Origin of the sequence: Ornithinimicrobium cerasi, from assembly GCF_003702705.1 — a bacterium.
Taxonomy (GTDB): Bacteria; Actinomycetota; Actinomycetes; order Actinomycetales; family Dermatophilaceae; genus Ornithinicoccus; species Ornithinicoccus cerasi.
The window spans coordinates 19,566-45,432 of sequence record NZ_QZMN01000014.1 but is presented as its reverse complement, the minus strand read 5'-3'; the positions used below and the strand labels follow the sequence as shown (position 1 = coordinate 45,432).

The window sequence follows — 25,867 nt, the reverse complement described above, 5'->3', positions numbered from 1 at the left end:
CTCACCCCCGCGCGCCCGGCCGGGTCCGTCCTCAGGCCGGGTCGGCCACCGCTACGCGCGCGGCCCGGACGACCTGCTCGCCGATCCGGAAGCCCGGCTGCATGACCTGGACGACCGTCATCTCCGTCGCGCCCTCGGGCATCTCGACGTCGGGACTGTCCGCCGGCATGTGCATCAGCGCCTCGTGGACGGTCGGGTCGAACACCTCGCCCACCTCGCCGACGCGCTCCACGCCGAACCGGCCCAGGGCCTGCTCGATCTTCTCGGAGATCGCGGCGAGGGGCGTGCCCTCGACGAGGTCGCCGTGCTCGCGGGCCCAGTGGATGTCGTCGAGCACCGGCAGGAGCGACTCCACCACGGCACCGGTCGCGCGGGCGCGGTCGCCCTCGCGGTCCCGCTGGGTGCGGTTGCGGAAGTTGACGAACTCCGCCTGCATCCGGCGCATCTCCTCGAGGCGCTCGGCCGCCAGGAGCGTGTCGGGGTGGGGCCCGTCGGCCGGGACCGCACCGTCGAGGACCGGGCCCGGCTCGGCGGGGCCCGGCTCGGAGGGGGCGCCCGACTGGTCCGCGGCGCCCGACTGGTCCGCGGCGCCCGTCTGGGCGGCGCCGCCCGGCTCGGCCGGTGCGTCGTCGGACCCGCCGTCGACGTCGCCCCGGTCGGGCTCCGCCGCGGGCGCCCTGCGGGCCTCGCCCGTCTCCGGGTCGATGCGCCGCTTGTCCCGGATCACCGGTCCCCGGCCGACGGCCTCGTCCTCACCGGGGCCGCCGGTGCGGGCGGTCTCGTCGGCCGTCACTTGGTCTCCTCGTCGTCGACGACCTCGGCGTCCACCACGTCGTCGTCGGACCCGGCGGCGCGGTTGGGGTCGACGTCCGCCGCACCGGTGGCGTCCGCGAAGCCCGCACCCGCCCCGGCGCCGGCACCCTCGGACTGCTGCGCGGCATACATGGCCGAGCCCATCTTCTGGGACTCGGTGGAGAGGGTCTCCATCTTGGCCTTGACGTCGTCCAGCGAGGCTCCGCTGTCGGCCTTGAGGGCGTCCTTGAGGTCCTTCAGGGCGGTGTCGACCGGGCCGCGGGCGTCCGCCGGGACCTTGTCGCCGGAGTCGGCCAGGAACTTCTCGGTGGAGTAGACGAGCTGCTCCGCGGTGTTGCGGGTCTCGGTCTCCTCCTTGCGCTGACGGTCCTCCTCGGCGTGCGCCTCGGCGTCCTTGATCATCCGCTCGATCTCGTCCTTGGGCAGCGCCGAGCCGCCGGAGATCGTCATCGACTGCTCCTTGCCGGTGCCACGGTCCTTGGCGGACACGTGCACGATGCCGTTGGCGTCGATGTCGAAGGTGACCTCGATCTGCGGCACGCCGCGGGGGGCCGGGGCGATGCCGGTGAGCTCGAAGTTGCCGAGCAGCTTGTTGTGCGCCGCGATCTCGCGCTCGCCCTGGTAGACCTGGATGCCCACCGACGGCTGGTTGTCGCTGGCCGTGGTGAAGACCTCGGAGCGCTTCGTCGGGATGGCCGTGTTGCGCTCGATGAGGCGGGTCATGATGCCGCCCTGGGTCTCGATGCCGAGGGACAGCGGGGTGACGTCGATGAGGAGGACGTCCTTGCGGTCGCCCTTGAGGACACCGGCCTGCAGGGCGGCGCCGACGGCGACCACCTCGTCCGGGTTGACGCCCTTGTTGGGCTCCTGGCCGCCGGTCATCTTCCTGACCAGGTCGCCGACCGCGGGCATGCGGGTCGAGCCGCCGACGAGGACGACGTGGTCGATCTCCTCGACCTTGATGCCGGCGTCCTTGATCACCTGGTCGAACGGGGCCTTGGTGCGCTCGAGCAGGTCGGAGGTCATCTGCTCGAACTGCGCGCGGGTGAGCGTCTCGTCCAGGTGGATCGGGCCGTTCTCACCCATCGAGAGGTACTGCAGGTTGAGGTTGGTGCTCGTCGAGGAGCTGAGCTCCTTCTTGGCCTGCTCGGCGGCGTCCTTGAGGCGCTGGAGGGCGATCTTGTCCTTGGACAGGTCGACGCCGGACTGGTTCTTCACGGTGGTGACCAGGTGGTCGATGACGCGCTGGTCCCAGTCGTCACCGCCGAGCTTGTTGTCGCCGTGGGTGGCGCGGACCTGGATGGTCGCGAAGCCGTCCTCGGGGTCCTTGCCGACCTCGAGCAGTGACACGTCGAAGGTGCCGCCACCCAGGTCGAAGACGAGGATGAGCTCGTCCTCCTTGCCCTTGTCGAGGCCGTAGGCCAGCGCCGCGGCGGTGGGCTCGTTGACGATGCGCAGGACGTTGAGGCCGGCGATCTCGCCGGCGTCCTTGGTGGACTGGCGCTCCGCGTCGTCGAAGTAGGCCGGCACGGTGATGACGGCGTCGGTGACGGGCTCGCCGAGGTAGGCCTCCGCGTCGCGCTTCAGCTTCATCAGGATGCGGGCGCTGATCTCCTGCGGGGTGTACTTCTTGCCGTCGATGTCCTGCGTCGACCAGTCGGTGCCCATGTGGCGCTTGACCGAGCGGATCGTGCGGTCGACGTTGGTGACGGCCTGGCGCTTGGCCACCTCACCGACGAGGACCTCGCCGTTCTTGGCGAAGCTGACGACGGACGGGGTGGTCCGACCGCCCTCCGCGTTCGCGATGATCTCCGGCTCGCCGCCGGTGAGGACGGCGACCGCCGAGTTGGTGGTGCCGAGGTCGATGCCGACTGCACGTCCCATGTGGGTGCTCTCCTTGGTATGCGGTGCGCCTCACCCCGGACGGGCGGGACGCGGGTTGACACGTCTGGGCTCAACCTTGCGGAACGGCCGTCGTGTTGTCAAACCGGCGCTCAGCGAAGTTGAGTTCATCAGGCTCAACTCTTGCCGACGCGGGGTTGTTCCCGCTCCTGGGTCGTGGGAGGTTCAGGACGTCTGTAGGAACCCGAATTTCTTGTCCCGATCCCAGTTTCGTGTCCCGCGCGTGTCCTGAGTCCCGATTTCGTGTCCTGGTAGGACGCTGGTGGCCCTGGGCGCGACGAACCCCTTGGACACGGAGGTTCGCTACGCCGACGGCGAGTCGGTCACGACGTCGCTTCGGCAGCTGGACCTCAAGCGCGCATCCACCGCGTTGCCGGTGCGTCGGCTGAAGTCGCATGTCCGCCAACGTCACTACTCAGGCCTGTTCTGGTCGGCGACTACGGGTGCGCACGTGCCCTATGAGAGTCGGTTGGAGCTGGATCGGCTGTGGCTGGCCGACTTCGACGCTGATGTGCACTGGATCGCCGCCCAGCCGATGTGGTTCGGCGGATCGGACGAGGGAGTCCTACGGCGGCACGCGCCGGACCTGCTGCTGACCGACAGGCGTGGCGTTATGACGGTCGTGGACGTCAAGCCCGCCGAGTTCGTCGACCGCACGTCTGTGCCAGGCCAAAGGCGTCCGGTACGAGGTATGGTCCGGCGCCGACCCGGTCACCCTGGCGAACATCCAGACGTTCGCCGTCGCCCGCCGCGGTGTTGGAACGGCCGAGCTGGCGGCCGCCTCCGCTGCCGGACGCACGGGCATGACCATCGGTCAGGTCGAGGACCTCCTGGCAGCTTCGGGAAAGCCTGGCGGGCGGCTTGCCCTGCTGAGCTTGCTGTGGCGCGGCGACTGGGCGGTGGACATGACCACGCCTGTCGACAGCACGTCGATGATCAGTGTCAGGGCAGGCAGGACATGAGTGCCGCGGTGGTAGAGCTGTACGTCGGAGCCCGTGTCTGGTTTCGAACTAGGCTCGACGTACTGGCGAACGTTAGGAACGCACGACATTCACACAACAGAGGCGGCTTACGACTAGGAGTCAGGATGGGTCCGAGGCGCAGCAGGGGGCGACGGTTCGCAGTAGTGACCGCGACTGTCGCGTTAGCGGTTGGGCTGGGAGCCTGCGCCGGGTCCGACCCAGCACCGGGAACGACGGGTGAGGGGGCGGCGGTTACCGACCGCCCGGTGGAGCACTCGACGCTGGGGTGCGATCAGTGGGAGGGTAGCGACATTGTGGTCGCGGGGGATGGCGGGGCGGCTACCGGCCCAGGCGCCGCAGAAGATCCGGCGCAGGCAATCCGGAACTTCGCCACCCTCGAAGGACTGCCTGCCGGCAAGGACAGCGAGGTGTCTGCGGGTGTCTGGGTCAGGGTAGGCGCGGACGGTCGAGCGAGCCACATCCTGCGACTAGCCAGATCTGGTAAGTGGTGGTATGTCTCCGGTCTGGACAAATGCGCGCCAGCGCATGAGACGCCCCCTAACTAACCACATGACCTGCCTGGTTGACCCTCCCCCAGACAAAGAGAATGTCGGCCCGCTCGACGGAATGGGGACGGTGAACCGGCATTGGATCAGCGACCCCGGCGTGAGGATTCCGACAAGTTAAGGAGACGGACGGCGGCTCAAGGACTGTCCCTCTGCAGGTCACGCGACTGCTCTTCCGACAGGTCGTCCGAGAACCTACAGCTGCCTCGCGCTCAGCCGACGACCGTGGGCCGGGCTGGGGCTCAGGGCATCAGGGGTGCTGGACGTCGATGACGATCCGGGCCGGGTCCGGCAGGGAGAACACCCGGAACGCCGTCTCCTGCGTCAGGCCGATGACGATCTGCTGCTGACCCTCGAAGAGCCCGCCGAGGACGACCTCCGTCACGACCTCGGTGCCGGCACCCTCCACGGGGTCGCCGTCGTAGCGCTCGGGGGACTCCGTGGTCCAGTCGATGCCGCGCACGACCACCTGCAGGAACGCGTCCCCATCGACGTCGAGCGGCAGGCCGCTCGGGTCCTCGACCGCCTCGTCGACGAAGCTGACGAACCAGCCCAGCGCCGGCTCCTCACCCGTCAGGTCGAGGACGACCCGGTCGTAGCCCTCGTGCAGCCCCGTGCGCACGTCGGTGATCTCCTGACCCTCGGCACCCGCCCGGGTCTCCTCCTCCACCGGGCCGCCGACCCACGGGTACCGGTCGGGGTCGGGCTCGGACGGTATGTCGCCGGTGTCACCCGTGGAGGTCGCGTCACCGGTTCCGGACGACGTCTCGGTCGGCTCGTCCGTCGCGTCGTCGGACGTGGGCTCCTCCGACGACGGGTCCTCCGACGTGGGCCCCTCGGAGGACGTCTCGGCCGGTGCGGAGGTGCCGGTCGTCGTGGTGGGCGGGCTCTGTCCGTCGTCGTCCCCCGCCGACTCGCACCCCGACAGGACGAGGAGGGCCACCACCGTTGCGCCGAGCGCGCGCCTCATGGACCCCAGGCTAGGCCCCCCGGCGCCGGGCTGCCATGACCTGCGTCACCACGGCCGCTGAGCGCCGCGGGCCTCTGCGGGTGCGCGGCGCCGGCACGCGGCATACCGTGCCGGGATGGCCTTCTCCGGTGACGTCCCCCTGACCGCCCTCGTCCTCAACTGCACCCTCAGCCCCTCGCCCGCGGAGTCCAGCACCGGGCTGCTCGGGCAGCAGGTGCTCGACGCGCTGGCGACGCACGGCGTCACCGGGTCGCAGGTGCGCGTCGTCGACCACGACGTGCGGCCCGGCGTCGAGCTGGACATGGGTGACGGCGACGCCTGGCCCGGGATCCGCGAGCAGGTGATGGCTGCCGACATCCTCGTCCTCGGCACGCCCACGTGGATGGGTCAGCACTCCAGCGTCGCGCAGCGCGTCCTGGAGCGGCTGGACGCCGAGCTGTCGGAGGAGGACGACGAGGGGCGGCTGCTGACCTTCGGCAAGGTCGCGGTCGCCGTCGTCGTCGGCAACGAGGACGGTGCGCACCACATCTCGGCCATCCTCTTCCAGGCGCTCAACGACGTCGGCTTCACGATCCCGGCGCACGGCGTGACGTACTGGAACGGAGAGGCGATGCACACGGTCGACTACAAGGACCTCGACGAGACGCCGGAGGTCACCGCGTCGGCGACGAAGACCCTGGCGGCCAACGCTGCACACCTGGCGCGGCTGCTGCGCCGGGAGGGCTACCCCGCGGCCTGAGCGCGGCGCGCCGGCGGCTGCGCCCCGTCCTGGGCGCGGGCGGCCCGGAGCGCCACCCGCACCAGCGGCCACTGCAGCGGCAGCCTGGCGACCGTGGCCGCGAATGCGAGGCCGTGCGCCGGCTGTCGTGTCCGTGCCGCGCGACGGCCGTGCGACAGGCTCATCTGCACGTTCGCCGGGAAGACCGCGACCAGGAGCGCCGCGCTCGCGGCGCCGGCGACCGGCCTGGTCCGCGGGTGGAGCAGGCCCGCCCCGCAGACCAGCTCGGCGACGCCGGAGGCGAGCACGAGCTCACGGGGTGCCGGGAGGAACCGGGGCACGATCGGCTCGAACAGCTCCGGACGCACGAGGTGCAGGGTCCCGGAGGCGAGGAAGGCGGCGGCGAGACCAACGACGCCCCGCGGAGCGGCGCCGTGCATGGCGCTCGTACGCCCGCCACCGGGCGCGAGCACGGATCTGGCCCGGCGCCCGCGCAGGTCAGCGGGCGACATACTCGGCGAGGTGCTGCCCGGTGAGGGTGGCGCGCCCGGTGACGAGGTCGGCCGGGGTGCCCTCGAAGACCACGCGACCGCCGTCGTGCCCCGCGCCCGGACCCAGGTCGATGATCCAGTCGGCGTGCGCCATGACGGCCTGGTGGTGCTCGATCACGATGACCGACCGGCCCGCGTCGACCAGGCGGTCGAGCAGTCCCAGCAGGTTCTGCACGTCGGCGAGGTGGAGGCCGGTGGTCGGCTCGTCCAGGATGTAGACCTTGCCCTTGTCACCCATCTGGGCGGCCAGCTTGAGACGCTGCCGCTCGCCGCCGGACAGCGTGGTGAGCGGCTGGCCCAGGGTGACGTAACCGAGCCCCACGTCCTCGAGCCGGACGAGGATCTTGTGCGCGGCCGGGATGCGGGCCTCTCCGGTCTCGAAGAAGTCCTCCGCCTCGGCGATGGGCATCGACAGCACCTGGCTGATGTCCTTGCCGCCGAGCGTGAACTCCAGCACCGACGCCTGGAAGCGACGGCCCTCGCACTCGTCGCAGGTGGTGGCCACGCCCGCCATCATCGCCAGGTCCATGTAGACGACGCCGGCGCCGTTGCAGGTCGGGCAGGCCCCCTCGGAGTTCGGGCTGAACAGGGCCGGCTTGACCCCGTTGGCCTTGGCGAAGGCCTTGCGGATCGGCTCGAGGAGACCGGTGTAGGTGGCCGGGTTGCTGCGCCGTGACCCCTTGATGGCGCCCTGGTCGATGACCACGACGCCGTCCTCGCGGGCGAGCGAGCCGTGGATGAGCGAGCTCTTGCCGCTGCCCGCGACGCCGGTCACGGCGACGAGGACACCGGTGGGCACGTCGACGTCGACGTCCTGGAGGTTGTTCGTGGACGCGCCGCGGATCTGCAGGACACCCGTCGCCGGGCGCAGCGTCTCCTTGAGCCTGGCCCGGTCGTCGAGGTGCTGCCCGGTGAGGGTGCCGCTGCCGCGCAGTCCCTCCAGGCTGCCCTCGTAGACGATCCCCCCACCCGCGGTGCCGGCGCCCGGGCCGAGGTCCACGACGTGGTCGGCGCCCGCGATCATCTCCGGCTTGTGCTCCACCACGAGCACCGTGTTGCCCTTGTCCCGCAGGCGCAGGAGCAGGCTGTTCATCCGCTGGATGTCGTGCGGGTGCAGCCCGATGCTCGGCTCGTCGAAGACGTAGGTCACGTCGGTGAGGGAGGAACCGAGGTGCCGGATCATCTTCGTGCGCTGCGCCTCACCGCCGGACAGGGTGCCGGAGGGCCGGTCGAGGGACAGGTAGCCGAGCCCGATCTCCACGAACGAGTCGAGGGTCTCCCGCAGCCCCTGGAGCAGCGGCGCCACCGACGGCTCCTCCAACCCACGGATCCACCGGGCCAGGTCGCTGATCTGCATGCGGCAGGCGTCGGCGATGCTGGTGCCGTCGATCTTGGAGGACCGTGCCGCCTCGTTGAGCCGCGTCCCGTCGCAGTCGGGGCAGGTCGCGAAGGTCACCGCCCGGTCGACGAAGGCCCGGATGTGCGGCTGCATCGCCTCGCGGTCCTTGGCCAGGAAGCTCTTCTGGATCTTCGGGATCAGGCCCTCGAAGGTGACGTTGATGCCGTCGACCTTGAGCTTGGTCGGCTCCTGGTAGAGCAGGGCCCGCAGCTCGCGCTGGGTGAAGTCCTTGATCGGCTTGTCGGCGTCGAAGAGCCCGGTGCTCCGGAAGATCCGGCCGTACCACCCGTCCATGGTGTAGCCCGGGATCGTCAGCGCGCCCTCGCTGATGGACCGCTCCTCGTCGTAGAGCGCGCTCCGGTCGAAGTCCGTCACGTGGCCGGTGCCCTCGCAGCGGGGGCACATGCCGCCCTGGACGCTGAACTCCCGCCGCTCCTTGACCTGCTGCCCACCTTTCTCCAGGGTCACCGCCCCCGCACCCGACATCGACGCGACGTTGAAGGAGAACGCCTTCGCGGTGCCGATGTGCGGCCGGCCCAACCTGCTGAAGAGGATGCGCAGCATGGCGTTGGCGTCCGTCGCCGTCCCCACGGTCGAGCGGATGTTGGCGCCCATCCGCTCCTGGTCGACGATGATCGCCGTCGTCAACCCCTCCAGCAGGTCGACGTCAGGGCGCGCCAGGGTGGGCATGAAGCCCTGCACGAACGTCGAGTACGTCTCGTTGATCATCCGCTGCGACTCGGCGGCGATGGTGGCGAAGACGAGCGAGCTCTTCCCGGAGCCAGACACCCCGGTGAACACCGTGAGCCGCCGCTTGGGCAGGTCGACGCTGACGTCGCGGAGGTTGTTCTCCCGGGCCCCGCGCACGCGGATGAGGTCGTGGGAGTCTGCTGGGTGCACCGGCGTCGTCACCCGCAGAAAACTACACCCGCCTGACGGGTCGGCCAGGGGCGTCGGACACGTCCCCACTCACGACCTGGTTCTGCCGTGTGAGTCTGATCGATCCGACTCACAGGACACAAGCCGGTCGTGAGTCGACCTCAGACGCGGGAGGTCAGCGCAGCAGCCCTGATCTTCGCGTGGATGCGCTGGGGCCTGAAGAGGTCGGCCCACTCGATCCTCGCGACCCCGTAGCCACGAGCGCGAATCTGGTCCTCCCGCCTCTTCTCGGCCGCGAGGTTCAACGAACCGGTGCTCCCCTCGTACTTGCACATGCCGTCCATCTCGACCACGACACCCAGCGCAGGAAGGTAGAAGTCGACGCGCGCGGTCCAGCCCTCCAGCTCGAGCGGGTGCTGCTCAACGAAGTCGAGCCGCAGCGCGATGAGCGCGAGGCGCAGGAGCGACTCGGCGGGCGACTCCGCCAGCGGGGACATCAGGTCCACGACGTGCCTGGCGCGGTCGACGCCGGGCACGCGGGACCACCGGACGAGCCAGCTCGCCATCTCATCGCGGGTCGTCAGCTCACCGCGCAGCGCCGCGTCGGCAGCCATCAACCCCGACCGCACGCCCACGAGCACCGCGGTGCCGATCACGGCGAGCGCCGGGACGACCGTCGCGACCGGGCCGACACTGCCGAACGCGTCCTCGCCCGGGCACCGGTGCAGGGTGAAGGTGGGGCGCCTCCGGGTGTTCGACCGTGACCGCGTGTGAGCCACCCTGATCGAGCCGAGGGCCTCGCGCAGGACCGGCAGCCCGTGCAGCACCGCGGCGCTGTGGTGGCTCGCGGCGACCGACCCACCCTTGGCCAGGACGATCGCGGTCACTCGGAGCCGGTGGTCCTCCTCCGGCGTCGCGCCGACCAGCAGGGCGGCGTCGAGGTAGGCACCGTGCGCCACCCGGACGAGCTCGCCGGCGGCGACCATCGCCCGGAGGTCGTTGGCCGTCAGCCCGAGCCTGACCGCCGCCCTCGTCGAGAGCACGCCGGAGAAGCTGTCGAGGTGGCTGCGCACTCGCGGATCCATGGCCGCCAGTCTGAGCCGGAACTGCTCCTGTCACCGTCCAGCGGGCGACGGCCTGTGGACAACTTCACGGCGAGATGACTGCGGCGGCCACTCGCGACCAGGTTCTGTGCTGAGAGTCCGATCCATCCGACGCACAGAACAGAAGACGGTCGTGAGTCGAGCGTGAGGCAGGCGGAGGCGGTGGACGTTGGGCGGCGTAGGCGTCGGGCTGCCCGGTCGGTGGCGGGCGCGTCCGTGGCATGCTCGCGCGTATGACGGCGCTCACGCTGGCGGGGACGGTCACCTGCGAGGTCGCGGAGGGGGTGGCGCGGGTGCGCCTCGCCCGGCCCGACAAGCTCAACGCGCTGACGCTGGAGATGCTCGACGAGCTGGTCGCGACCGCACGATCGCTGCGCCGGGACCGGTCGGTCCGGGCCGTGCTGCTGTCGGGCGAGGGCGAGACGTTCTGCGCCGGGCTCGACCTGCGGGCTGCGCTGCGGCGGCCGGGCGGGATCGCCGCACGCTTCGTCCCACGTCCGTGGACGGGCACCAACGTGTTCCAGGAGGCCTGCTGGGCCTGGCGCCGGCTGCCCGTGCCGGTGGTCGCGGTCGTGCACGGTCACTGCCTCGGCGCCGGACTCCAGCTCGCGCTCGGCGCGGACCTGCGGGTGACGACCCCGGACGCGCAGTGGTCGGTGCGCGAGGTGCGCTGGGGGCTGGTGCCGGACATGGGCGGGACCCGCACGCTCACCGAGGTCGTCGGCCTCGACGTCGCCAAGGACCTGACGCTGACCGCCAGGTCGGTGGACGGCACCGAGGCGGTGCGGCTCGGCCTGGCGACGCGGGTCGCCGTCGACGCTGCGGCCGTGGCGGACGAGCTGGTGTCCCAGGTCGTGCGGCACGACCCCCGGGCCGTGGCGAGGGCCAAGCGGCTGCTCGACGGAGCGGTGACGGCACCGGCATACCTGACCCTGGCGCGCGAGCGCCGCACCCAGCTCGCCCTCCTGGCGCGGCTTGACCGGACCGGCCTCCCGGGCCGCTGAGGTCGGGCACCCCGACCGGGACCGACCGACCCCCGTCAGTCGAGGAACTCCCGCAGCACGGTCACCAGCTCGGCGGGCGCGTCCACGTTGACCGCAGGACCCGACCCGGGGACCGCCCGCAGCCGGGCCCCCGCGATCCCGTCGACCAGCGCGCGGGCACCCAGCTGCCCCGCCCGGTCGGTGCCGCCGACGACGACGAGCGTCGGCGCCGTGATCCTCGGGAGGACCAGGGTGAGGTCGAGGTCGCGAGCCACCGAGAGCGCCTCGAGCAGCCGGTTCTTGGACAGACCCGCGTCGGCCAGGCGTGCGGCGGGGGCCAGCCTGACCAGCCCCGACTGCATCCGCAGCGCGGCGCGGGAGGGCCTGACCTGCCCGCCCACGAGCACCAGCCTGCGGACCCGCCCCGGGTGGTCCGCGGCGAGCTGGGCCGCGACCATCGCCCCCAGCCCGAGACCGCACACGTCGGCCTGCTCCATCCCCTCGAGCATGAGCTGGGTGTCGAGCGCGGCGGCCGCCTGGTCGAGCGGCAGCGAGCGCCTGTCGGTCGGCTTCAGCCCGGGGACCCACGGGGTCAGCAGCCGCCGGGACCCGTAGAGCGCCACCACGACGTCCTCCCACGCCATGGGCGCCTGGCCGGTGCCGTGGAGGAGGACGAGGGGCGTCGCGTCAGGTGCTGGCTGGCTCACAGGGGCAGGGTATGCGGTGGCGCCTCGCCTGATCCGAGCACGACCCGCTCCCGGCCGGCCCTGGATGCGGCGGTCGGGGAGCGCGGGGGCGGTCAGACGCGGGCGGGCACCCGGGCGGCGAGGTCGGCGTAGAGCGCGGGGACGGCCAGGTCGCGCGCGTCGGTGAGGAACTCGCCCTCGGGCGTGAGGTGGGTGCCGAAGGTGAGGGCCGGGCCGTCGACGCGGACGGCCTTGATGTTCTCCAGCACGGGGCGCAGGGCGGTGACGGCGCGACCGGCGCCGCCCCAGCCGTAGCCGACGACACCGACCGGAAGGTCGTTCCACTCGGGGTAGAGGGCGTCGATGGCGTTCTTCAGCGGGGCGGGGTAGCCGCCGTTGTACTCGGCGACGGTGAAGATCATCGCGTCGTAGCCGGAGACCCGCTCGGCCCAGGCGATCGTCGCGGGCTCGGTGTAGCGGCCCAGCTTCGGGTGGGCGCTGTCCGCGAAGAACGGCAGGGCCACCTCTGCGAGGTCCACGACCTCCGCGGTGACGCCCTCGGGCGCCTGGGAGGCGATCCACCCGGCGACGCGGTGGCCGATGCGCGAGGGACGGGTGGTGCTGATGACGATGCCGATCTTCATGACCTGTCCAACTCGGTTGAACCGTCATCTATTTCGCACCGTGAGCCATCACACACCGGCGACACGCACCCGTGACGAGGCCACCGCGCGGGTCCCCCAGCGCGCCGGTCCCGACCGGCCGACAGGGATGAGGGGGGGCGGCATACACTCCCCCGGGTGACGACTCTGCCGGTGGGGCTGCGGACCCTCGCGATCGTGCAGGCGGGCGGTGCGGGCAGCCGCATGGACGTGCTGACGCGCGAGCGTGCCAAGCCGGCGCTCCCCTTCGCCGGGACGCACGCCCTCGTCGACTTCCCCCTCTCCTCGCTCGTCGCGAGCGGGGTCACGGACGTCTGGGTGAGCGTGCAGTACCAGTCGAGCACCCTGGACACCTACCTGGCCGGCGGGCGCCCGTGGGACCTCGACCGCACCCACGGCGGCTTCCGGAGGATCACGCCCGAGCAGGGCTCCGGCCCGGCGCAGGACGACGGCTTCAGCCACGGCAACGCCGACGGGCTGTTCCGGCTGCGCGACGAGATCCTGGCCTTCGACCCCGACGTCCTCCTCGTCCTCTCCGCCGACCACGTCTTCTCCGCCGACCTGCGCCCGATGGTCAGCCGGCACCTCGAGCGCGGAGCGGAGTGCACCGTCGTCACGGCCGAGGTCGGCGTGCGGGAGGCCGTCCACAACATGGTCGTCCACGCCGACGCCGAGGGCCTGGTGTCCGCCGTCGACTACAAGCCCTCCTCCACCCGGACCGGCACCGTGGCGGTCGAGATCTTCCTCTACGAGCCCGCCGTCCTCGTCGCCGAGCTGGAGCGGCTGCGCGTCCTGCTGCACCAGGACGCGACGGAGCACGGCGACACCGGGCTGGGTGACTTCGGCGAGCACCTGCTGCCCGCCCTCGTCGACCGCGGCAGGGTGTATGCCGACCCGCTCCCCGGCTACTGGCGGGACGTCGGCCGGCCGAAGGCCTACCTGCAGGCTCACCGCGACCTGCTCGCCGGACGCGTCGACGTCTTCGACCACCCCCTCCGCCCGGTCCTCGCCCCGAGCATCCCGGACCCGCCAGCGTGGTTCGACGACGAGGCCCGGGTCAGCGGTTCGATGGTCGGCCCCGGCAGCCGGGTGCGCGGGACGGTGCGGCGCAGCGTCCTCGGCCCCCGCGTCGAGGTGGGGAGCGGGGCGGTCGTCGAGGACAGCGTGCTCCTGGGCGACGTCGTGGTGGAGGCCGGTGCGACCGTGCGCACCGCGGTCGTCGACGAGGGCTCCCGGGTGGGCCGCGGGGCCAGCGTCGGCGCCGCGCCTGCGGGCACCCTGCTCACCGACGAGGCGATCACCCTCGTCGGTCGCGACAGCCGGGTCGGGGGCGGGCGCGTCGTGGAGGCCGGGGGCCGGCTCGAGCCGGGCACCACGGTCTGAGCGGGCGCACCCGACGAGCCCACGGCATACCCTCGGGCGGGTGAGCGAGCACTCCATCCGCGTCAGGGGCGCGCGCCTGCACAACCTGCGCGACGTCGACGTCGACCTGCCCCGCGACGCGCTCGTCGCGGTGACCGGGGTGTCCGGGTCGGGCAAGTCGAGCCTGGCGTTCGGCACGATCCACGGCGAGGCGCAGCGCCGCTACCTCGACTCGGTCGCCCCGTTCGCCCGCCGCCTCATCCATGCGGCGGTCGACCCGCAGGTCGGTGACGTCCAGGGACTGCCGCCGACCGTCGCGCTCGAGCAGGGCCGCGGCGGCGCCTCGACACGCTCCAGCGTCGGCACGGCGACCACCGCGGGCAGCACGCTGCGGATGCTGTGGTCGCGCTGCGGCGACTACCCGGACGGCGTGGCGCCGATGGACTCCGACCACTTCTCCGCCAACACGGCCGTCGGCGCCTGCCCGGGCTGCGGGGGCCTGGGCGTGCGGCACCTGCCCACCGAGGCTGCGATGGTCCCCGACCCGTCGCGCTCGATCGCCGACGGGGCGGTGGCGGCGTGGCCCGGGGCGTGGCTGGGCAAGAACTACCGCGACATCGTCTCGACCCTGGGTCACGACGTCGACGTCCCGTGGCGCGACCTGCCGGCGGCCACCCGCGAGTGGGTCCTGTTCACCGACGAGCAGCCGGTCGTCACGGTCGTGCCCACCCGTGACCCGGAGCGCATCTCCCGCCCCTACCGGGGCACCTTCTCCTCCGCCTCCCGCTACGTCCTGCGCACCCTCGCCGAGACCCGCTCGGTCTCCCAGCGCCGCCGCGCCCTCCGGTATGTCGAGACGCACCCCTGCGAGGTCTGCGCGGGTCGGCGCCTGCGCCCGGACGCGCTGGCCGTGACCTGGGAGGGGCTCGCGGTCGACGAGGCGTCCGCCCTCCCCGTCACCGACCTGCTCGACCTGCTCGGCGCCCGTCTCGCGCAGCTCGCCCTCCCACCACCGGCGGGTCCGCGCGGACGGACCGGAGGGTCGGTGGTGCCAGCGGGGCCGAGCGCCCGGGAGGAGGCCGAGCGGGTGCTGCTCGAGGACCTCGTCGGGCGCCTCTCGCTCATGGTCGACCTCGGCCTGGGCCACCTCTCGCTCGGTCGGGGGACGACGACCGTGTCGTCGGGCGAGCTGCAGCGGCTCCGGCTGGCGACGGCGCTGCGGTCGGGGCTGTTCGGGGTCGTCTACGTGCTCGACGAGCCGTCCGCGGGGCTGCACCCGCAGGACACCGAGCGGCTCGTCGCCCTCCTGCGCGGCCTGGTCGCCGCCGGCAACACGGTGATCGTCGTCGAGCACGACATGGGGGTCGTGGCCGGGTGCGACTGGGTGGTGGACGTCGGTCCGGGGGCCGGGGACGAGGGCGGCAGCGTGCTGTGGTCCGGGGTGCTGGACGGGCTTCCCCGTGCCGCGGGGTCCGTCACCGCCCGCTACCTCTCCCGGCCCGTCCATCCCGAGGAGGTCCGGGAGGGACCGCCGCGCCGCGGGACCGGCACCCTTGCGCTCTCCGCGCTGAGCCGTCACACCGTGCGCGGCGCCGACCTCGACCTGCCGCTCGGTGCCCTCATCGTCGTCACCGGGATCTCCGGGTCGGGCAAGACCAGCCTGCTCGACGCGGTGCACGACGTCGTGGGTGAACGGCTGGCCAGCGTCGAGGACGAGGCGGAGCTCGAGGACGAGGACGACGCCGCGGCGGACGAGGGCACCGGCCGGGAGGAGCGGGGCGGCGGGGGCGCGGCGCGCGCCCGGGCGAGCGGGGACGGCATACCGACCCGGGTCGTGCGGATCACCCAGAAGCCGATCGGGCGGTCACCCCGCTCCACCCTGGCGACCTACACCGGCTTGTGGGACGCCGTCCGGGCGGCCTACGCCGCGACCCCCGACGCGCGCGAGCGCGGATTCCGGGCGAGCCGGTTCAGCTTCAACACCGCGGCCGGGCGGTGTCCGACCTGCCAGGGCGAGGGGGCAGTGTCCGTCGAGCTGCTCTTCCTGCCCGGGACCTACTCGCTGTGCCCCGACTGCCGGGGCGACCGCTTCGGCCCGCAGACGCTGGAGGTGCGCTGGCACGGGTTGACCGTCGCGGACCTGTTGCGGCGCAGCGTGTCCGAGGCCCTGGAGGTGCTCCGCGAGCTGCCCGCGGCGCGGCGCGCGCTGGAGGCCCTGCAGGCCCTGGGCCTGGGCTACCTGACCCTCGGCCAGCCGGCCACCGAGCTCTCCGGCGGCGAGGCGCAGCGGATCAAGCTCGCCACCGAGCTGCAGAAGGAGCGCCGCGCACCGACCCTCTACGTCCTCGACGAGCCGACCTCCGGGTTGCACCCCGCCGACGTGCACCGGCTGCTGTCGGTCCTGCACGCCCTCGTCGACGCCGGCCACACGGTGCTGCTGGCCGAGCACGACCCGGCGGCCGTCGCGACCGCGGACTGGCTCGTCGAGGTCGGGCCCGGAGCCGGCGACGAGGGTGGGCGGGTGGTGGCGTCGGGGCCACGGACCGGCTGAGGGTGGTCGCGTCCGAGTCCGGCCTGCGGAGTGCGCTCACCCCCGGCCGACCTCCATCACCCTCCAGCGTGATGGAGGTCCCATCGTGGTGACCGCACCTGGGTGAAGGGTTGTGGTCGGGCCATTCAGGCCCAGGACGCAGCCTGTGGACAACGCGGTCAGGACCGGGGCTGGCTTCGGCACAGTGGACCGGGTGACGTCCTCCCACGATCTCCGCCTTCCGCCCGGCCAGCTGGACCTGGTGCGTCGTGAGCTGCGGCTCCACGCCGGCACGGTGACGAGCGCCGACCTGCACCGTCTCGGCGTAGGACCGGACGGCGTGCGCCGGCTCGTGGCCGCGGGCGTCCTCCGTCGGGTGGGCCGGTCCGCCTTCGTCGACGGCGACCGTCACGAGCGTGCCGACCCAGCCGGCCGGCACGTCCTGCGGGCGACCGCGGTCGCCAGGACCTGGCCGCCTGACGTCCTGGTGAGCCACACGAGCGCCGCGCTGATGCACGGCCTGCCGCTCACCGTCGTCCCCGACCGGGTCCACGGGTGCCGGCGGGGCGCCGGGCAGCACCGCCGGCGGGCCGGCTCGACCATCCACACCGGCTACACCGACGCTCGGCACACCACCGTGCACGGTGTCGAGGTCCTGGAGCCGGTCCTCGTCGTGATGGGGGTGGCGCAGCTGCGCGGGCGCGACGAGGCCGTCGTCGTGGGGGACGCCGCCCTGCACCGGCAGCTGGTCACCCACGACGCCCTGCGCACGGCCGTGGTCACCCGACCGCACCATCCCGTGCACGCCACGTTCGTGCGGGCCATCGACCTCATGGACGCGCGGACCGAGTCACCCGGGGAGACCCTGAGCAGGCTGCTGCTCCGTGGGCTCGGATACACCCCGGTGCCGCAGGTCGTCATCCGGGACGAGCTCGGTGCGGTCATCGGCAGGGTGGACTTCCTGCTGCAGGGGACGAGGGTCATCGTCGAGTTCGACGGCATGGTCAAGTACGCGTCCCCCGACGCGCTCGTGCGCGAGAAGCGTCGCGAGATACGGCTGCAGCGGGCCGGGTACGTCGTCGTCCGCCTCATCTGGTCGGACCTCTCCCGTCCCGAGCGGGTGCGGTCGCTCGTCGGGGCCGCGCTGGCCACGGCACGACGCGCGGGCTGACCCCACGTGGTGCAATCGCCTCCGCCGGACCTTCATCGCGCTACAGGGTGATGAAGGTCCCGGCAAGGTGACCGCACCTTGACACGGAGGGGCGGCCAGGCGGAGGGGGGACGGGCGGCCAGTGGGAGCGGGGGACGGGAGGCCCGGTGGAGCGGAGGTGGTCGTCCAGGGGAGGGAGGGGGGTATGCCGCGCGACGGCATACCGTGTGGTCGTGAGCGCCCCGCTGCACCCGACCGTGACCGGCACGGCGCTGCTGTTCGAGGGCGGCGGCATGCGCGCCTCCTACACGTCGGGCCTGCTGGTCGCCCTCCTGGAGGCGGGGCTGCACCTGGACTGGGTCGGCGGGATCTCGGCCGGGTCGAGCAACGCCGTCAACTACCTCTCCCGCGACCCCTGGAGGGCGCGGCACAGCTTCACCGACTTTGCCGCCGATCCGCAGTTCGGGGACTGGCGCACGTTCGCCCGCGGGCAGGGGCTGTTCAACGCGCGGTACATCTACGAGGAGACCGGGCTGCCGGGTCAGGCGCTGCCCTTCGACTGGGACACCTTCTCGGCCGCCTCGGTCAGCACCCGTTGGCGGATCGGCGCGTTCAACGCGACCCGCGGGGTGCAGGTGCACTGGGGGCGCGAGGACACACCGACGCTGGCCGACCTGATGGTGCGGGTACGGGCCTCCTCGACCATGCCGGTGGTGATGCCGCCGGTGACCATCGACGGGGAGGTCTACGTGGACGGGGCGCTCGGTCCGGCGGGCGGCATACCCCTCGACGCGGCACGGGCGGACGGGTGGCAGCGGTTCCTCGTCGTGCTGACCCAGCCCCGCGCCTACGTCAAGGAGCCGCTGCGCAACGACTGGCTGCTGCGCCGGTGGTACCGCCGCCTGCCGACGGTCGCCGACGCGCTGCGGGACCGCCCTGCCCGCTACAACGCGACCCGTGAGGAGCTGTGGGAGCTGGAGAGGGCCGGGGCGGCCTACCTGTTCGTCCCCGAGGTGATGCCGGTCGGCAACGGCGAGCGCAGCGTGGCGCGGCTGCGGGCCAGCCACGAGGCCGGGCTCGCCCAGGCGCGGCGCGAGCTGCCGGCGATCCGGGAGTTCCTCGGGATCACCTCAGACGCGGTCTGAGACCCCGGCCGGCGTCGAGCGCACCTCCAGGCGCAGGGGCAGCCAGGACTGCACCAGCACGTGGACGGCGTAGACGCAGGCCACCATCTCGAGCACCTCCTCGACGGTGCCCAGGGCCTCGGACAGGTCGGGACGCTGCTGGCGCCAGGCCACCCCGCTCAGCGCCTCGAAGCCGAGCGCCCCGACGATGTAGACCGCGAGCGCGATCCCCAGCCGACGTCGCAGGACGGTGGGCAGGCTGCGGGTGGCGAACCAGAGGACGCCGACCATCAGCGCGGCGAGCGGGATGCCTGCGACCACCCACGTGTACGTCGGGAGCGGGTTGGTCGTGACCAACGCGGCGGTGCGCTCGTGCAGCCGGGTCGCCTCGTCGAGGCTGAGGAAGAGGGTCACGGCCGCCACGACGAACCAGCCCCACCGCCGTGACCTCGCCCGGGTCACGAACCCGCTGAACAGCGCGCAGGCGGCCACCAGCCCGAGGAGGAGGGCGTTCCAGTACGCGGAGAGGCCGACCTCCGACCCCAGGTGGAAGTAGCTGAAGAGGTCGTTGGCCGCGGTGCCCCGCACCCTGAGGTGCAGCAGCACCGACGCGGCGGCCAGGAGCCCCGTCACGACGAGGAGCGTGAGCGTCCACCACCGCAGCCCCCGCGTGTCCAGCACCATCGCGCCACCCTATTCAGCGCCATGGCGGCGGGCGCCCACCAACACGCACGGCTCGGACGCGCGACCTACAGTGGATCGGCATGAGGCTCCCACGACCGGTCGTCGTGCCCGCGCTCCTGTCCCTGGCCCTCCTCGGGTGCAGCGTCGGGACGGACGCGGAGGTGCCCGGCGACGGCGCGTCCCCGGCCTCCGCGCCCGCCACCGGCAGCCCGGACGACGGTGAGGACGGCCCGACCGAGGACGGTGCGGCCGGTCCGACCGAGGACGGCGCTCCCGAGGGCGGCACCTCCTCGACCCCGGCCACCTCCGCACCCGACGACGCTCCCTCGGACGAGGCCCCGGCGCTGGACGTCGAGGTCGTCGCGGACGGGCTGGCGCTGCCGTGGGACGTCCAGCTGCTCCCTGACGGGACGGCCCTGGTGACCGAGCGCGGCGGCCGACTGCTGGCGGTCGACCCCGACGGCGGCGCCGTCCGTGAGCTGGACCTCGAGCTGGACGGGCTGTTCGTCGGCAGCGAGGCGGGGCTCATGGGCCTGGCCGTGTCGCCGACGTTCGAGGACGACCGGTCCGTCCTCGTCTGCCACGCGGCGCACCCGACGGGTGAGGCACCCGACGTGCGGGTCACCCGCCTGCGGCTGGACGAGGCGGTCACCCGGGCGGCGGTGGACACCACCCTCGTCACCGGGCTGCCGCTCAGCTCCGGACGGCACAGCGGCTGCCGGCTCCTCGTCACCGGTGACGGCACCCTCCTCGTCGGCACCGGCGACGCGGCGGTGGGCACGCACCCGCAGGACCTCGGCTCGCTCGGCGGCAAGGTGCTGGCCCTCACGCTCGACGGCGCACCCGCCGACCCGGACGGGCACGTCAAGGGCGCCGACCCCCGCGTCCTCACCCACGGCCACCGCAACGTGCAGGGCCTCGCGGAGCAGCCCGGCACCGGCGCGGTCTGGGAGGTGGAGCACGGCCCGGACGTCGACGACGAGGTCAACGTGCTCGTGCCCGGCGGCAACTACGGCTGGGACCCGGTGCCCGGCTACGACGAGTCGGTCCCGATGACCGACCTGGAGGCGTTCCCGGACGCCGTGGAGGCGGCCTGGTCCAGCGGGACGCCGACGCACGCCACGAGCGGGGCGGTCTTCCTCGAGGGCGAGCAGTGGGGCGCCTGGGCTGGTGCCCTGGCCGTCGCCGAGCTCAAGGGGAGCGGGGTCACCGTGCTGACGGTGGACGGCACCACGGTCGTCGCCGAGGAGCGGGTGCCCGAGCTCGACGGGACCCACGGCCGGCTGCGCTCGCTGACCCTCGACGACGAGGGGGCGCTCTGGGTGACCAGCTCGGACGGTGAGGACGACGTGGTCCTCCGGGTCACCCCGCGCCCCTGACGCTCGCCTGCCCGGGCAGGACCTCTCGGAGCACCTCCCCCAGGAGCGGCAGCTCCCAGCCCTCGGTCCGCCACACCTGCTGCTCCGCCGCGTCCCGTGCGCACCACCGCGGTGCACGACCGGACAGGGCGCGGGCGGTGGACCCGGCGGCCTCGAGATCCCGGGGGCGCTCGTGCTGACCGGGCGGCACCGCGGCGACCACCACCTCGCGCCCGCGCAGCCTCGGCAGCGGGAGCGCAGGCAGCGCGAGGAGGGACGGCTCCAGCACCAGCAGCACGGCCGCCTCGACCTCGTCGGCGTCGGTGAGCAGGTCGACACGAGCCTCCCGGGCGGCCCCGAGCAGCTCCGTCGCGTGCTCGGGCTGCTCCACGCGGGCCAGGGTCAGGTCCTCGCGCCCCAGCACCGCCAGCCGGTCGACCGTGGCGGCCAGCCCGTCGATCGTCAGGCCGGTGGCGGCGGGCACCGGGTCCGCGGCGTCCGCGAGGAGCAGCAGCGGGTATGCCGTCCGCGGCACCGGGTCGGACCCGGCCGGGGGGAGCCCGCGCACGAAGGCGCGTGGCACGACATACGGGTGCCTCCCCTCGCGCGTCAGCGGCAGGGAGGCCGGACCGGCCCCGTCGGCGACCCTGCGGTGCCAGTCGCGGTAGGAGCTGCGGAACAGGACCCGGTCGGGGTGGTGCCAGCCCCAGCTGAAGTCGGCGCGGGAGAGCGAGCCGGCCGCGAGCCGGGTGATCGCGAGCGGCCGGACCACGTCGACCACCTCGCCGACGAGGCGCAGCCGCTCGGTCATCTCCGAGTCGGCCCCCTTGCGGATGCCGTCGAACGGCCCCACCCGGTCGAGCACCTCCCGGCGCAGCAGCAGCGAGCTGGCGTTCATCCGTTCCGGGCGGTAGCCGAACCACTGCCGCGTCAGGTCGGGCCGCGCACGGATCGCGACGCTGCGGCTGGCGACCGCGTCGGGGCGCTCGTCGAGCGCGGTCACCTGCGCCGCGACGCGCTCCGGGTGGGACCAGTCGTCGGCGTCCTGGGTGGTGACGAAGGCGCCGCGGGCGAGCGCGAGCGCGGCGTTGCGGGCGAGGTAGGACCCGCCGTTGACCGGCTGCCGGAGCAGCCGCACCCGTGGGTCGAGCGCCTCGCACGCCGCCAGCACCGCCTCGTGCTCCGGCCCGGAGGCGTCGTCGACGAGGAGCACCTCGAGGTGGCCGTAGCTCTGGGCCAGGACCGAGCGCACCGAGGTCAGCAGCTCCGGGCCGGGCCGCCACGCCGGCACCACCACCGTCACCAGCGGTCCGTCGACCGACCTGCCGGGAGCCAGGGAGAGCCCGTCGAGGGCCGGGGAGGCCTCCGGGTCGACCTGTGGCGCAGCGAGCCCGCGCTCGACGAACCGCGACCCGAGCAGCTCCACCCACCGGCGGTGGTCCTCGGGCGCCGCACCGACCACCGGGCGCCCGTCCTGCAGCGCATGCGGGTTCGCCAGGTCGGCGCGCAGCCCCGCGGTCACGTCGCCGCTGACCCCGTCGAGCAGGCCCAGACCCTCCCGCACCAGGTCGTGCCGGCCGGCGAGGAAGGCGGCCTGGAGGTAGTGCCTCTGCTCGAGGCGCCGCAACCCCCGGGGCCCGTGCTCGGCCAGCACCTGGCGGTACACCTCGACGGCCGCCGACCGCTCCGCGTCCTCCCGCGCCATCCCCGCCCAGGCGGTCGCGAGGGAGAGGGTGAACGGCAGCGTCCGGCGGGGTACGAGCGAGCGCCGGGGCAGCGGCGCGCCCGCCAGCAGGCGCCCCACCAGCGCCCGCGGCTCGGCCGGCATCCCGGCCGCGTCGGCCAGTGCCCCCAGGACCGCCTCGTGCCGGCTGCGCAGCGCGACTGCCTGCAGCCGGTCGGCGGTCCTGCCCAGGGCCAGCTCGGCCCGCGCCAGCTCGGCCCGGGGCGGCTCGGCCCGCGCCAGCTCGGCCCGGGGCGGCTCGGCCCTCGGCGGCTCCGGCGTCGTGACCTGCGCGCTCGTCATGACCGCCCAGCGTAGGGTGACGGGATGCCGAGCCCGCCCCCCGACCGGACCGAGCCGCACAGGGGGACCGGGGCCACCTCCGCGGACGCGGCCGACGGCGAGGACCTCGGGGCACTGCCCAGGACCAACCGGACGAGCCGCTGGGACCGGGTGTGGCGGCCCTTCTGGGTGCTGCCGATGGTCGTGGTCATCGTCGCGCTGCTGGCCGGCTACCTCATGCCGGAGCTCGACCGCACCCTCGGGGAGCAGCTGCCCTTCGTCTTCCCCGGCGGCCCGAGCGGGGCCCGCGACCTCCTGGGCACCATCGCCGGGGCGATGATCTCGGTCACCGGCCTCGTCTTCTCCATCACCATGGTGGTCGTCCAGCTCGCCAGCAGCCAGTACTCCCCGCGCGTCCTCGGTGACTTCCTCTCCAGCCGGGTCACGCAGGTGACGCTCGGCATCTTCGCCGCCAGCTTCACCTACGCGCTCACCGTGCTGCGCTCGGTCGAGGGGGACAGCGGCGAGGGGGGCGCCTTCGTCCCGCAGGTCTCGGTCACCCTCAGCTTCCTGCTCGTGCTGGCGAGCGTGGGGATGTTCCTGGCCTTCATCCACCACATCACCAACTCCATCCAGGTGTCCTCGATCGTCTCGCACCTGGGTGACGGGACGGTCGACGTGGTCGGGCGCTACCTGCCCGAGGCGGGGGCGTCCGGTGCGCGCCTGGGTGCGCAGACGTGGCAGCCGGACGACGGCCTGGTCCCGACGACGGTCCCCGCCCAGGAGCACGGTGCGGTCGTCGAGGTCGACCACCACGGGCTGGTGTCGTGGGCGGCCGAGCACGGGGCCGTTGTGGAGGTGCTGCCGCAGGTGGGCACCTTCATCCCCGAGGGTGCCCCGGCGCTGCGGGTATGGCGTGACCGCGCGGCCCCCGCGCTGGAGGAGGACGAGCTCCGCCGACCCCGCCGCATGGTCGTGGTCGCCCAGGACCGCTGGTTCACCCAGGACCCGGGCTTCGGGATCCGCAAGCTCGTCGACATCGCCGAGCGGGCTCTCTCCCCCGGCATCAACGACCCCACCACGGCCGTGCAGGCTCTCGACGAGCTGCACCGCGTGCTGCGGCTCACCGTCACCCGGGCGGACCTCCCGGCCGTCGTCACGCAGGACGGTGCGGTGCGCCTGGTGCACCGCCCCCAGCGCGTCGAGCAGCTCGTCGACCTCGCGCTCACCGAGCCGCTGCACTACGGCCGCGACGCCCGTCAGGTGCCGCGCCGGGTGGTGTCGATGGTCGAGGACCTGCTCACCGCGTCCCTGCCCGCGCACCGCCCCCACCTGCGGACCTGGCTCGGGCGCGCGGAGGCGTCGGTCGGGCGGGCGGACGAGGAGTCGCCGTGGTGAGCGGCCCGCTGCACGCCCTGGAGCTCCCCCCGGTCACCTGGCTCGGTGCGGGGCTCGGGCTGGGGGTGCTCCTGGTGGGCCTGCTCCTCGGGCAGCTCGTCAGGACGGCGGTCAGCCGCTGGCTGTCGTGGCGGGGGCGCAGCGAGAGCTCCGCCCGGGTCTTCGGGCGGCTGGTCTCCTGGCTGGTCGGTGCGCTCGCCGTGGGCGTCGCCCTGGCCGTCACCTTCCCGAGCATCCGGCCCGTCAACGTCCTCGGCGGGCTCGGGGTCATCTCGATCGCGGCCGGCATCGCCTTCCAGACGGTCCTGGGCAACATGTTCGCCGGCATCGTCATCCTCACCCGCGACCGGTTCCGCGTGGGCGACCAGATCTCGGTCCTCGACCACCGGGGCACCGTCGTCGACATGGGGCTGACGAGCACCTCGGTCCGGACCTTCGACGGTCGGCTGGTGCTGGTCCCCAACGGCACCCTGCACTCGGAGATCGTCACCGTCCAGACCGGTTTCGAGCATGTGCGCAGCTCGGTCGTGGTCGACCTGGCCGACGACGGCGACCTCGACCGGGCGGCCGAGGTCGCGGTCGCCGCCATGCACGCGGCGCCGCAGGTCCTTGACGAGCCCGCCCCCGAGGCCTTCCTCACCTCCGTCGGCACGGCGACCGTGCAGATGGAGCTGCGGTTCTGGTCCGGCGCCCGCCAGCTCGAGACGAAGGAGGCCACGCACGCCGTCGTGGTCGCGGTCCTGCGCGCGTTCGCCGAGCACGGGGTCGCCGCCGGCTCGGACGTCGTCACCATCGACGCCGGACCCCGGCTGGCCCGGTTGCTCCGGCCCGAGGACGGGTCGGGCGACGGCTCGCCATGCGGATAGCCCTCCTCGCTGCGGGCAGCCGCGGCGACTACCAGCCGGTCGTCGCGGTCGGGCGACGGCTGGCGGCCCGCGGCCACGACGTCGGCGTCACCGCCACCCGCGAGTATGCCGACCTCGTCACCTCCGCCGGCCTGCAGGCCGAGCTCGTCCACGTGGACGCCATGGCCTACTACCGCGAGCACCTCGCGCGGCACGGGATGCCCGTGGAACTGCGCCCCCAGCTGCGGATGCTGCAGGGCCTGGCGCATCACATGGCGCCCGCGGTGCTCGACCGGCTGCACCAGATGCGGGGGTCCTACGACGGCGTGGTCACGACCGCCATGACCGCCGGCTGGCCGGGGCTGAGCGGCTGGCGGGTCCGTCCCGTGCTGATGATGTTCGTGCCCGCGCTCCCGAGCCTGCGCGGCGACGCCAGCCTGTTCTCCGTCGTGGAGGGGCGATCCTGGCGCAACCTCCGGGCCGCGCTCGGCGCGCTCCCCACCGCCGTACGGCTCGTCGCGCCGCACCCCCGGGCCCTGCTCGGGATGGCGAGCACGCGCGCCTTCGTCGCCCACACCCCCCGGCTCGTCGCCACGGGGCGGGTCGCCGGGCGGCAGGTGCGCTGCGTCGGCTACCCCTTCCCGGACCTCCCTCCGGGAGCCGCGCTGCCCGGGCCGCTGGCCGCGTGGCTCGACGAGGGTGAGCCCCCGGTCTACGTCGGCATGGGCTCCCACACGCTGCCGGCCGTGCGCCAGGTGCTCGAGGCGTCGGTGCGGGCGGCCGGAGAGCTGGGCATGCGGGTCGTGCTCCAGGCCGGCTCGGGGCTCGAGGACGGCCTCGACCCCACGCTGGTCCGGCCCGTGAACGACGTGCCGCACGCCCTGCTCCTGCCCCGGACCAGCGCCGTCGTCCACCACGGGGGCGCCGGCACCACGGCCTCGGCGCTGCTCTCGGGCCGGCCGGAGGTCGTCGTGCCGTTCACCATGGACCAGCCGTTCTTCGCCCGCCGGCTGCACGAGATCGGCGTCGCCGCCCCTCCCGTACCGGCCCCCCGGGTCAGCACCCCCGCACTGCGAACCGCTCTGGAGCGCGCCTTCGCTCCCGAGGTGGTCCGCCGGGCCCGCGAGGAGGCCGCCGCGGTGGCGCAGGAGGACGGTGCCGGGGCCGCGGCGACGGCGATCGAGGCGGCGCTGCGGGCGTAGGCGCACGGCACGGCA

21 protein-coding genes are annotated in these 25,867 nt (G+C 73.5%); 11 read left to right on the top strand and 10 right to left on the bottom strand.

Going from position 1 to position 25,867, the window contains the following annotated elements:
* Positions 1-31 precede the first annotated feature (31 nt).
* A complete protein-coding gene (locus D4B81_RS18955) occupies positions 32-793 on the bottom strand; it encodes a nucleotide exchange factor GrpE (RefSeq protein WP_237566033.1) in 762 nt (253 codons plus the stop codon).
* On the bottom strand, positions 790-2,697 hold the full coding sequence (gene dnaK, locus D4B81_RS15120; RefSeq protein WP_122263525.1) for a molecular chaperone DnaK: 1,908 nt from the start codon (positions 2,695-2,697) through the stop codon (positions 790-792). Before dnaK ends, D4B81_RS18955 begins: the two co-directional genes overlap by 4 nt.
* A gap of 821 nt (positions 2,698-3,518) precedes the next feature.
* On the opposite strand from dnaK, the gene D4B81_RS18210 reads away from it, so the two are divergent.
* Positions 3,519-3,677: a hypothetical protein gene (locus D4B81_RS18210; protein WP_161965196.1), complete on the top strand. Its 159-nt coding sequence runs from the start codon at positions 3,519-3,521 to the stop codon at positions 3,675-3,677.
* Positions 3,678-4,493: 816 nt separating this feature from the next.
* Here D4B81_RS18210 and D4B81_RS15115 read toward each other — a convergent pair.
* Positions 4,494-5,213 (bottom strand): AMIN-like domain-containing (lipo)protein, encoded by a 720-nt coding sequence (locus D4B81_RS15115; RefSeq protein ID WP_161965195.1) that lies wholly within the window; start codon positions 5,211-5,213, stop codon positions 4,494-4,496.
* Positions 5,214-5,328: 115 nt separating this feature from the next.
* On the opposite strand from D4B81_RS15115, the gene D4B81_RS15110 reads away from it, so the two are divergent.
* Complete coding sequence (locus D4B81_RS15110) at positions 5,329-5,952, top strand: flavodoxin family protein (protein ID WP_122263523.1); 624 nt, start codon at positions 5,329-5,331, stop codon at positions 5,950-5,952.
* Here the strand turns inward: D4B81_RS15110 and D4B81_RS15105 are convergent.
* The 3 genes from D4B81_RS15105 to D4B81_RS15095 form a co-directional block, all read right to left on the bottom strand.
* A complete protein-coding gene (locus D4B81_RS15105; RefSeq protein WP_337189881.1) occupies positions 5,937-6,443 on the bottom strand; it encodes a DoxX family protein in 507 nt (168 codons plus the stop codon). The genes D4B81_RS15110 and D4B81_RS15105 overlap by 16 nt on opposite strands.
* The gene (locus D4B81_RS15100) at positions 6,430-8,793 is read right to left on the bottom strand and encodes an ATP-binding cassette domain-containing protein (RefSeq protein ID WP_237566032.1); all 2,364 of its coding nucleotides are present in this window, start codon (positions 8,791-8,793) and stop codon (positions 6,430-6,432) included. Before D4B81_RS15100 ends, D4B81_RS15105 begins: the two co-directional genes overlap by 14 nt.
* A gap of 128 nt (positions 8,794-8,921) precedes the next feature.
* On the bottom strand, positions 8,922-9,845 hold the full coding sequence (locus D4B81_RS15095) for a type IV toxin-antitoxin system AbiEi family antitoxin domain-containing protein (protein ID WP_122263521.1): 924 nt from the start codon (positions 9,843-9,845) through the stop codon (positions 8,922-8,924).
* Between the two features lie 251 nt (positions 9,846-10,096).
* On the opposite strand from D4B81_RS15095, the gene D4B81_RS15090 reads away from it, so the two are divergent.
* On the top strand, positions 10,097-10,867 hold the full coding sequence (locus D4B81_RS15090) for a crotonase/enoyl-CoA hydratase family protein (RefSeq protein WP_122263520.1): 771 nt from the start codon (positions 10,097-10,099) through the stop codon (positions 10,865-10,867).
* 35 nt (positions 10,868-10,902) lie between these two features.
* Here the strand turns inward: D4B81_RS15090 and D4B81_RS15085 are convergent, their stop codons facing one another.
* Positions 10,903-11,553: an alpha/beta fold hydrolase gene (locus D4B81_RS15085; protein WP_122263519.1), complete on the bottom strand. Its 651-nt coding sequence runs from the start codon at positions 11,551-11,553 to the stop codon at positions 10,903-10,905.
* A 92-nt stretch (positions 11,554-11,645) separates the two neighbouring features.
* On the bottom strand, positions 11,646-12,176 hold the full coding sequence (locus tag D4B81_RS15080) for an NADPH-dependent FMN reductase (RefSeq protein ID WP_122263518.1): 531 nt from the start codon (positions 12,174-12,176) through the stop codon (positions 11,646-11,648).
* 156 nt (positions 12,177-12,332) lie between these two features.
* Between D4B81_RS15080 and D4B81_RS18950 the strand changes: the two genes are divergently transcribed.
* The 4 genes from D4B81_RS18950 to D4B81_RS15060 all read left to right on the top strand — a co-directional run bounded on the left by D4B81_RS18950 (position 12,333) and on the right by D4B81_RS15060 (position 18,381).
* Complete coding sequence (locus tag D4B81_RS18950; RefSeq protein ID WP_237566031.1) at positions 12,333-13,577, top strand: glucose-1-phosphate adenylyltransferase family protein; 1,245 nt, start codon at positions 12,333-12,335, stop codon at positions 13,575-13,577.
* A gap of 40 nt (positions 13,578-13,617) precedes the next feature.
* Positions 13,618-16,107 carry an excinuclease ABC subunit UvrA gene (locus tag D4B81_RS15070; RefSeq protein WP_122263517.1) on the top strand — a complete coding sequence of 830 codons (2,490 nt, stop codon included), beginning with the start codon at positions 13,618-13,620 and terminating at the stop codon, positions 16,105-16,107.
* A gap of 193 nt (positions 16,108-16,300) precedes the next feature.
* Positions 16,301-17,257 (top strand): type IV toxin-antitoxin system AbiEi family antitoxin domain-containing protein, encoded by a 957-nt coding sequence (locus tag D4B81_RS15065; protein WP_161965194.1) that lies wholly within the window; start codon positions 16,301-16,303, stop codon positions 17,255-17,257.
* A 212-nt stretch (positions 17,258-17,469) separates the two neighbouring features.
* Positions 17,470-18,381, top strand: a complete 912-nt coding sequence (locus D4B81_RS15060) for a patatin-like phospholipase family protein (protein WP_122263598.1) — start codon at positions 17,470-17,472, stop codon at positions 18,379-18,381.
* Here D4B81_RS15060 and D4B81_RS15055 read toward each other — a convergent pair.
* Positions 18,367-19,044 carry a hypothetical protein gene (locus D4B81_RS15055; protein WP_122263515.1) on the bottom strand — a complete coding sequence of 226 codons (678 nt, stop codon included), beginning with the start codon at positions 19,042-19,044 and terminating at the stop codon, positions 18,367-18,369. The genes D4B81_RS15060 and D4B81_RS15055 overlap by 15 nt on opposite strands.
* Positions 19,045-19,124: 80 nt before the next feature.
* On the opposite strand from D4B81_RS15055, the gene D4B81_RS15050 reads away from it, so the two are divergent.
* Positions 19,125-20,423, top strand: coding sequence for a PQQ-dependent sugar dehydrogenase (locus D4B81_RS15050; protein WP_122263514.1), 1,299 nt, complete (start codon positions 19,125-19,127; stop codon positions 20,421-20,423).
* On the opposite strand, the gene D4B81_RS15045 is transcribed toward D4B81_RS15050, so the two are convergent.
* Positions 20,407-22,428: a glycosyltransferase family A protein gene (locus D4B81_RS15045; RefSeq protein ID WP_122263513.1), complete on the bottom strand. Its 2,022-nt coding sequence runs from the start codon at positions 22,426-22,428 to the stop codon at positions 20,407-20,409. The genes D4B81_RS15050 and D4B81_RS15045 overlap by 17 nt on opposite strands.
* A 24-nt stretch (positions 22,429-22,452) precedes the next feature.
* On the opposite strand from D4B81_RS15045, the gene D4B81_RS15040 reads away from it, so the two are divergent.
* The 3 genes from D4B81_RS15040 to D4B81_RS15030 are packed head-to-tail and all read left to right on the top strand — an operon-like array spanning position 22,453 to position 25,852.
* Complete coding sequence (locus D4B81_RS15040; protein WP_122263512.1) at positions 22,453-23,805, top strand: DUF2254 domain-containing protein; 1,353 nt, start codon at positions 22,453-22,455, stop codon at positions 23,803-23,805.
* Positions 23,802-24,671 carry a mechanosensitive ion channel family protein gene (locus D4B81_RS15035; RefSeq protein WP_237566030.1) on the top strand — a complete coding sequence of 290 codons (870 nt, stop codon included), beginning with the start codon at positions 23,802-23,804 and terminating at the stop codon, positions 24,669-24,671. Before D4B81_RS15040 ends, D4B81_RS15035 begins: the two co-directional genes overlap by 4 nt.
* Positions 24,662-25,852, top strand: a complete 1,191-nt coding sequence (locus D4B81_RS15030; protein WP_122263511.1) for a glycosyltransferase — start codon at positions 24,662-24,664, stop codon at positions 25,850-25,852. The genes D4B81_RS15035 and D4B81_RS15030 overlap by 10 nt, the downstream gene beginning before the upstream one ends.
* Positions 25,853-25,867 lie beyond the last annotated feature (15 nt).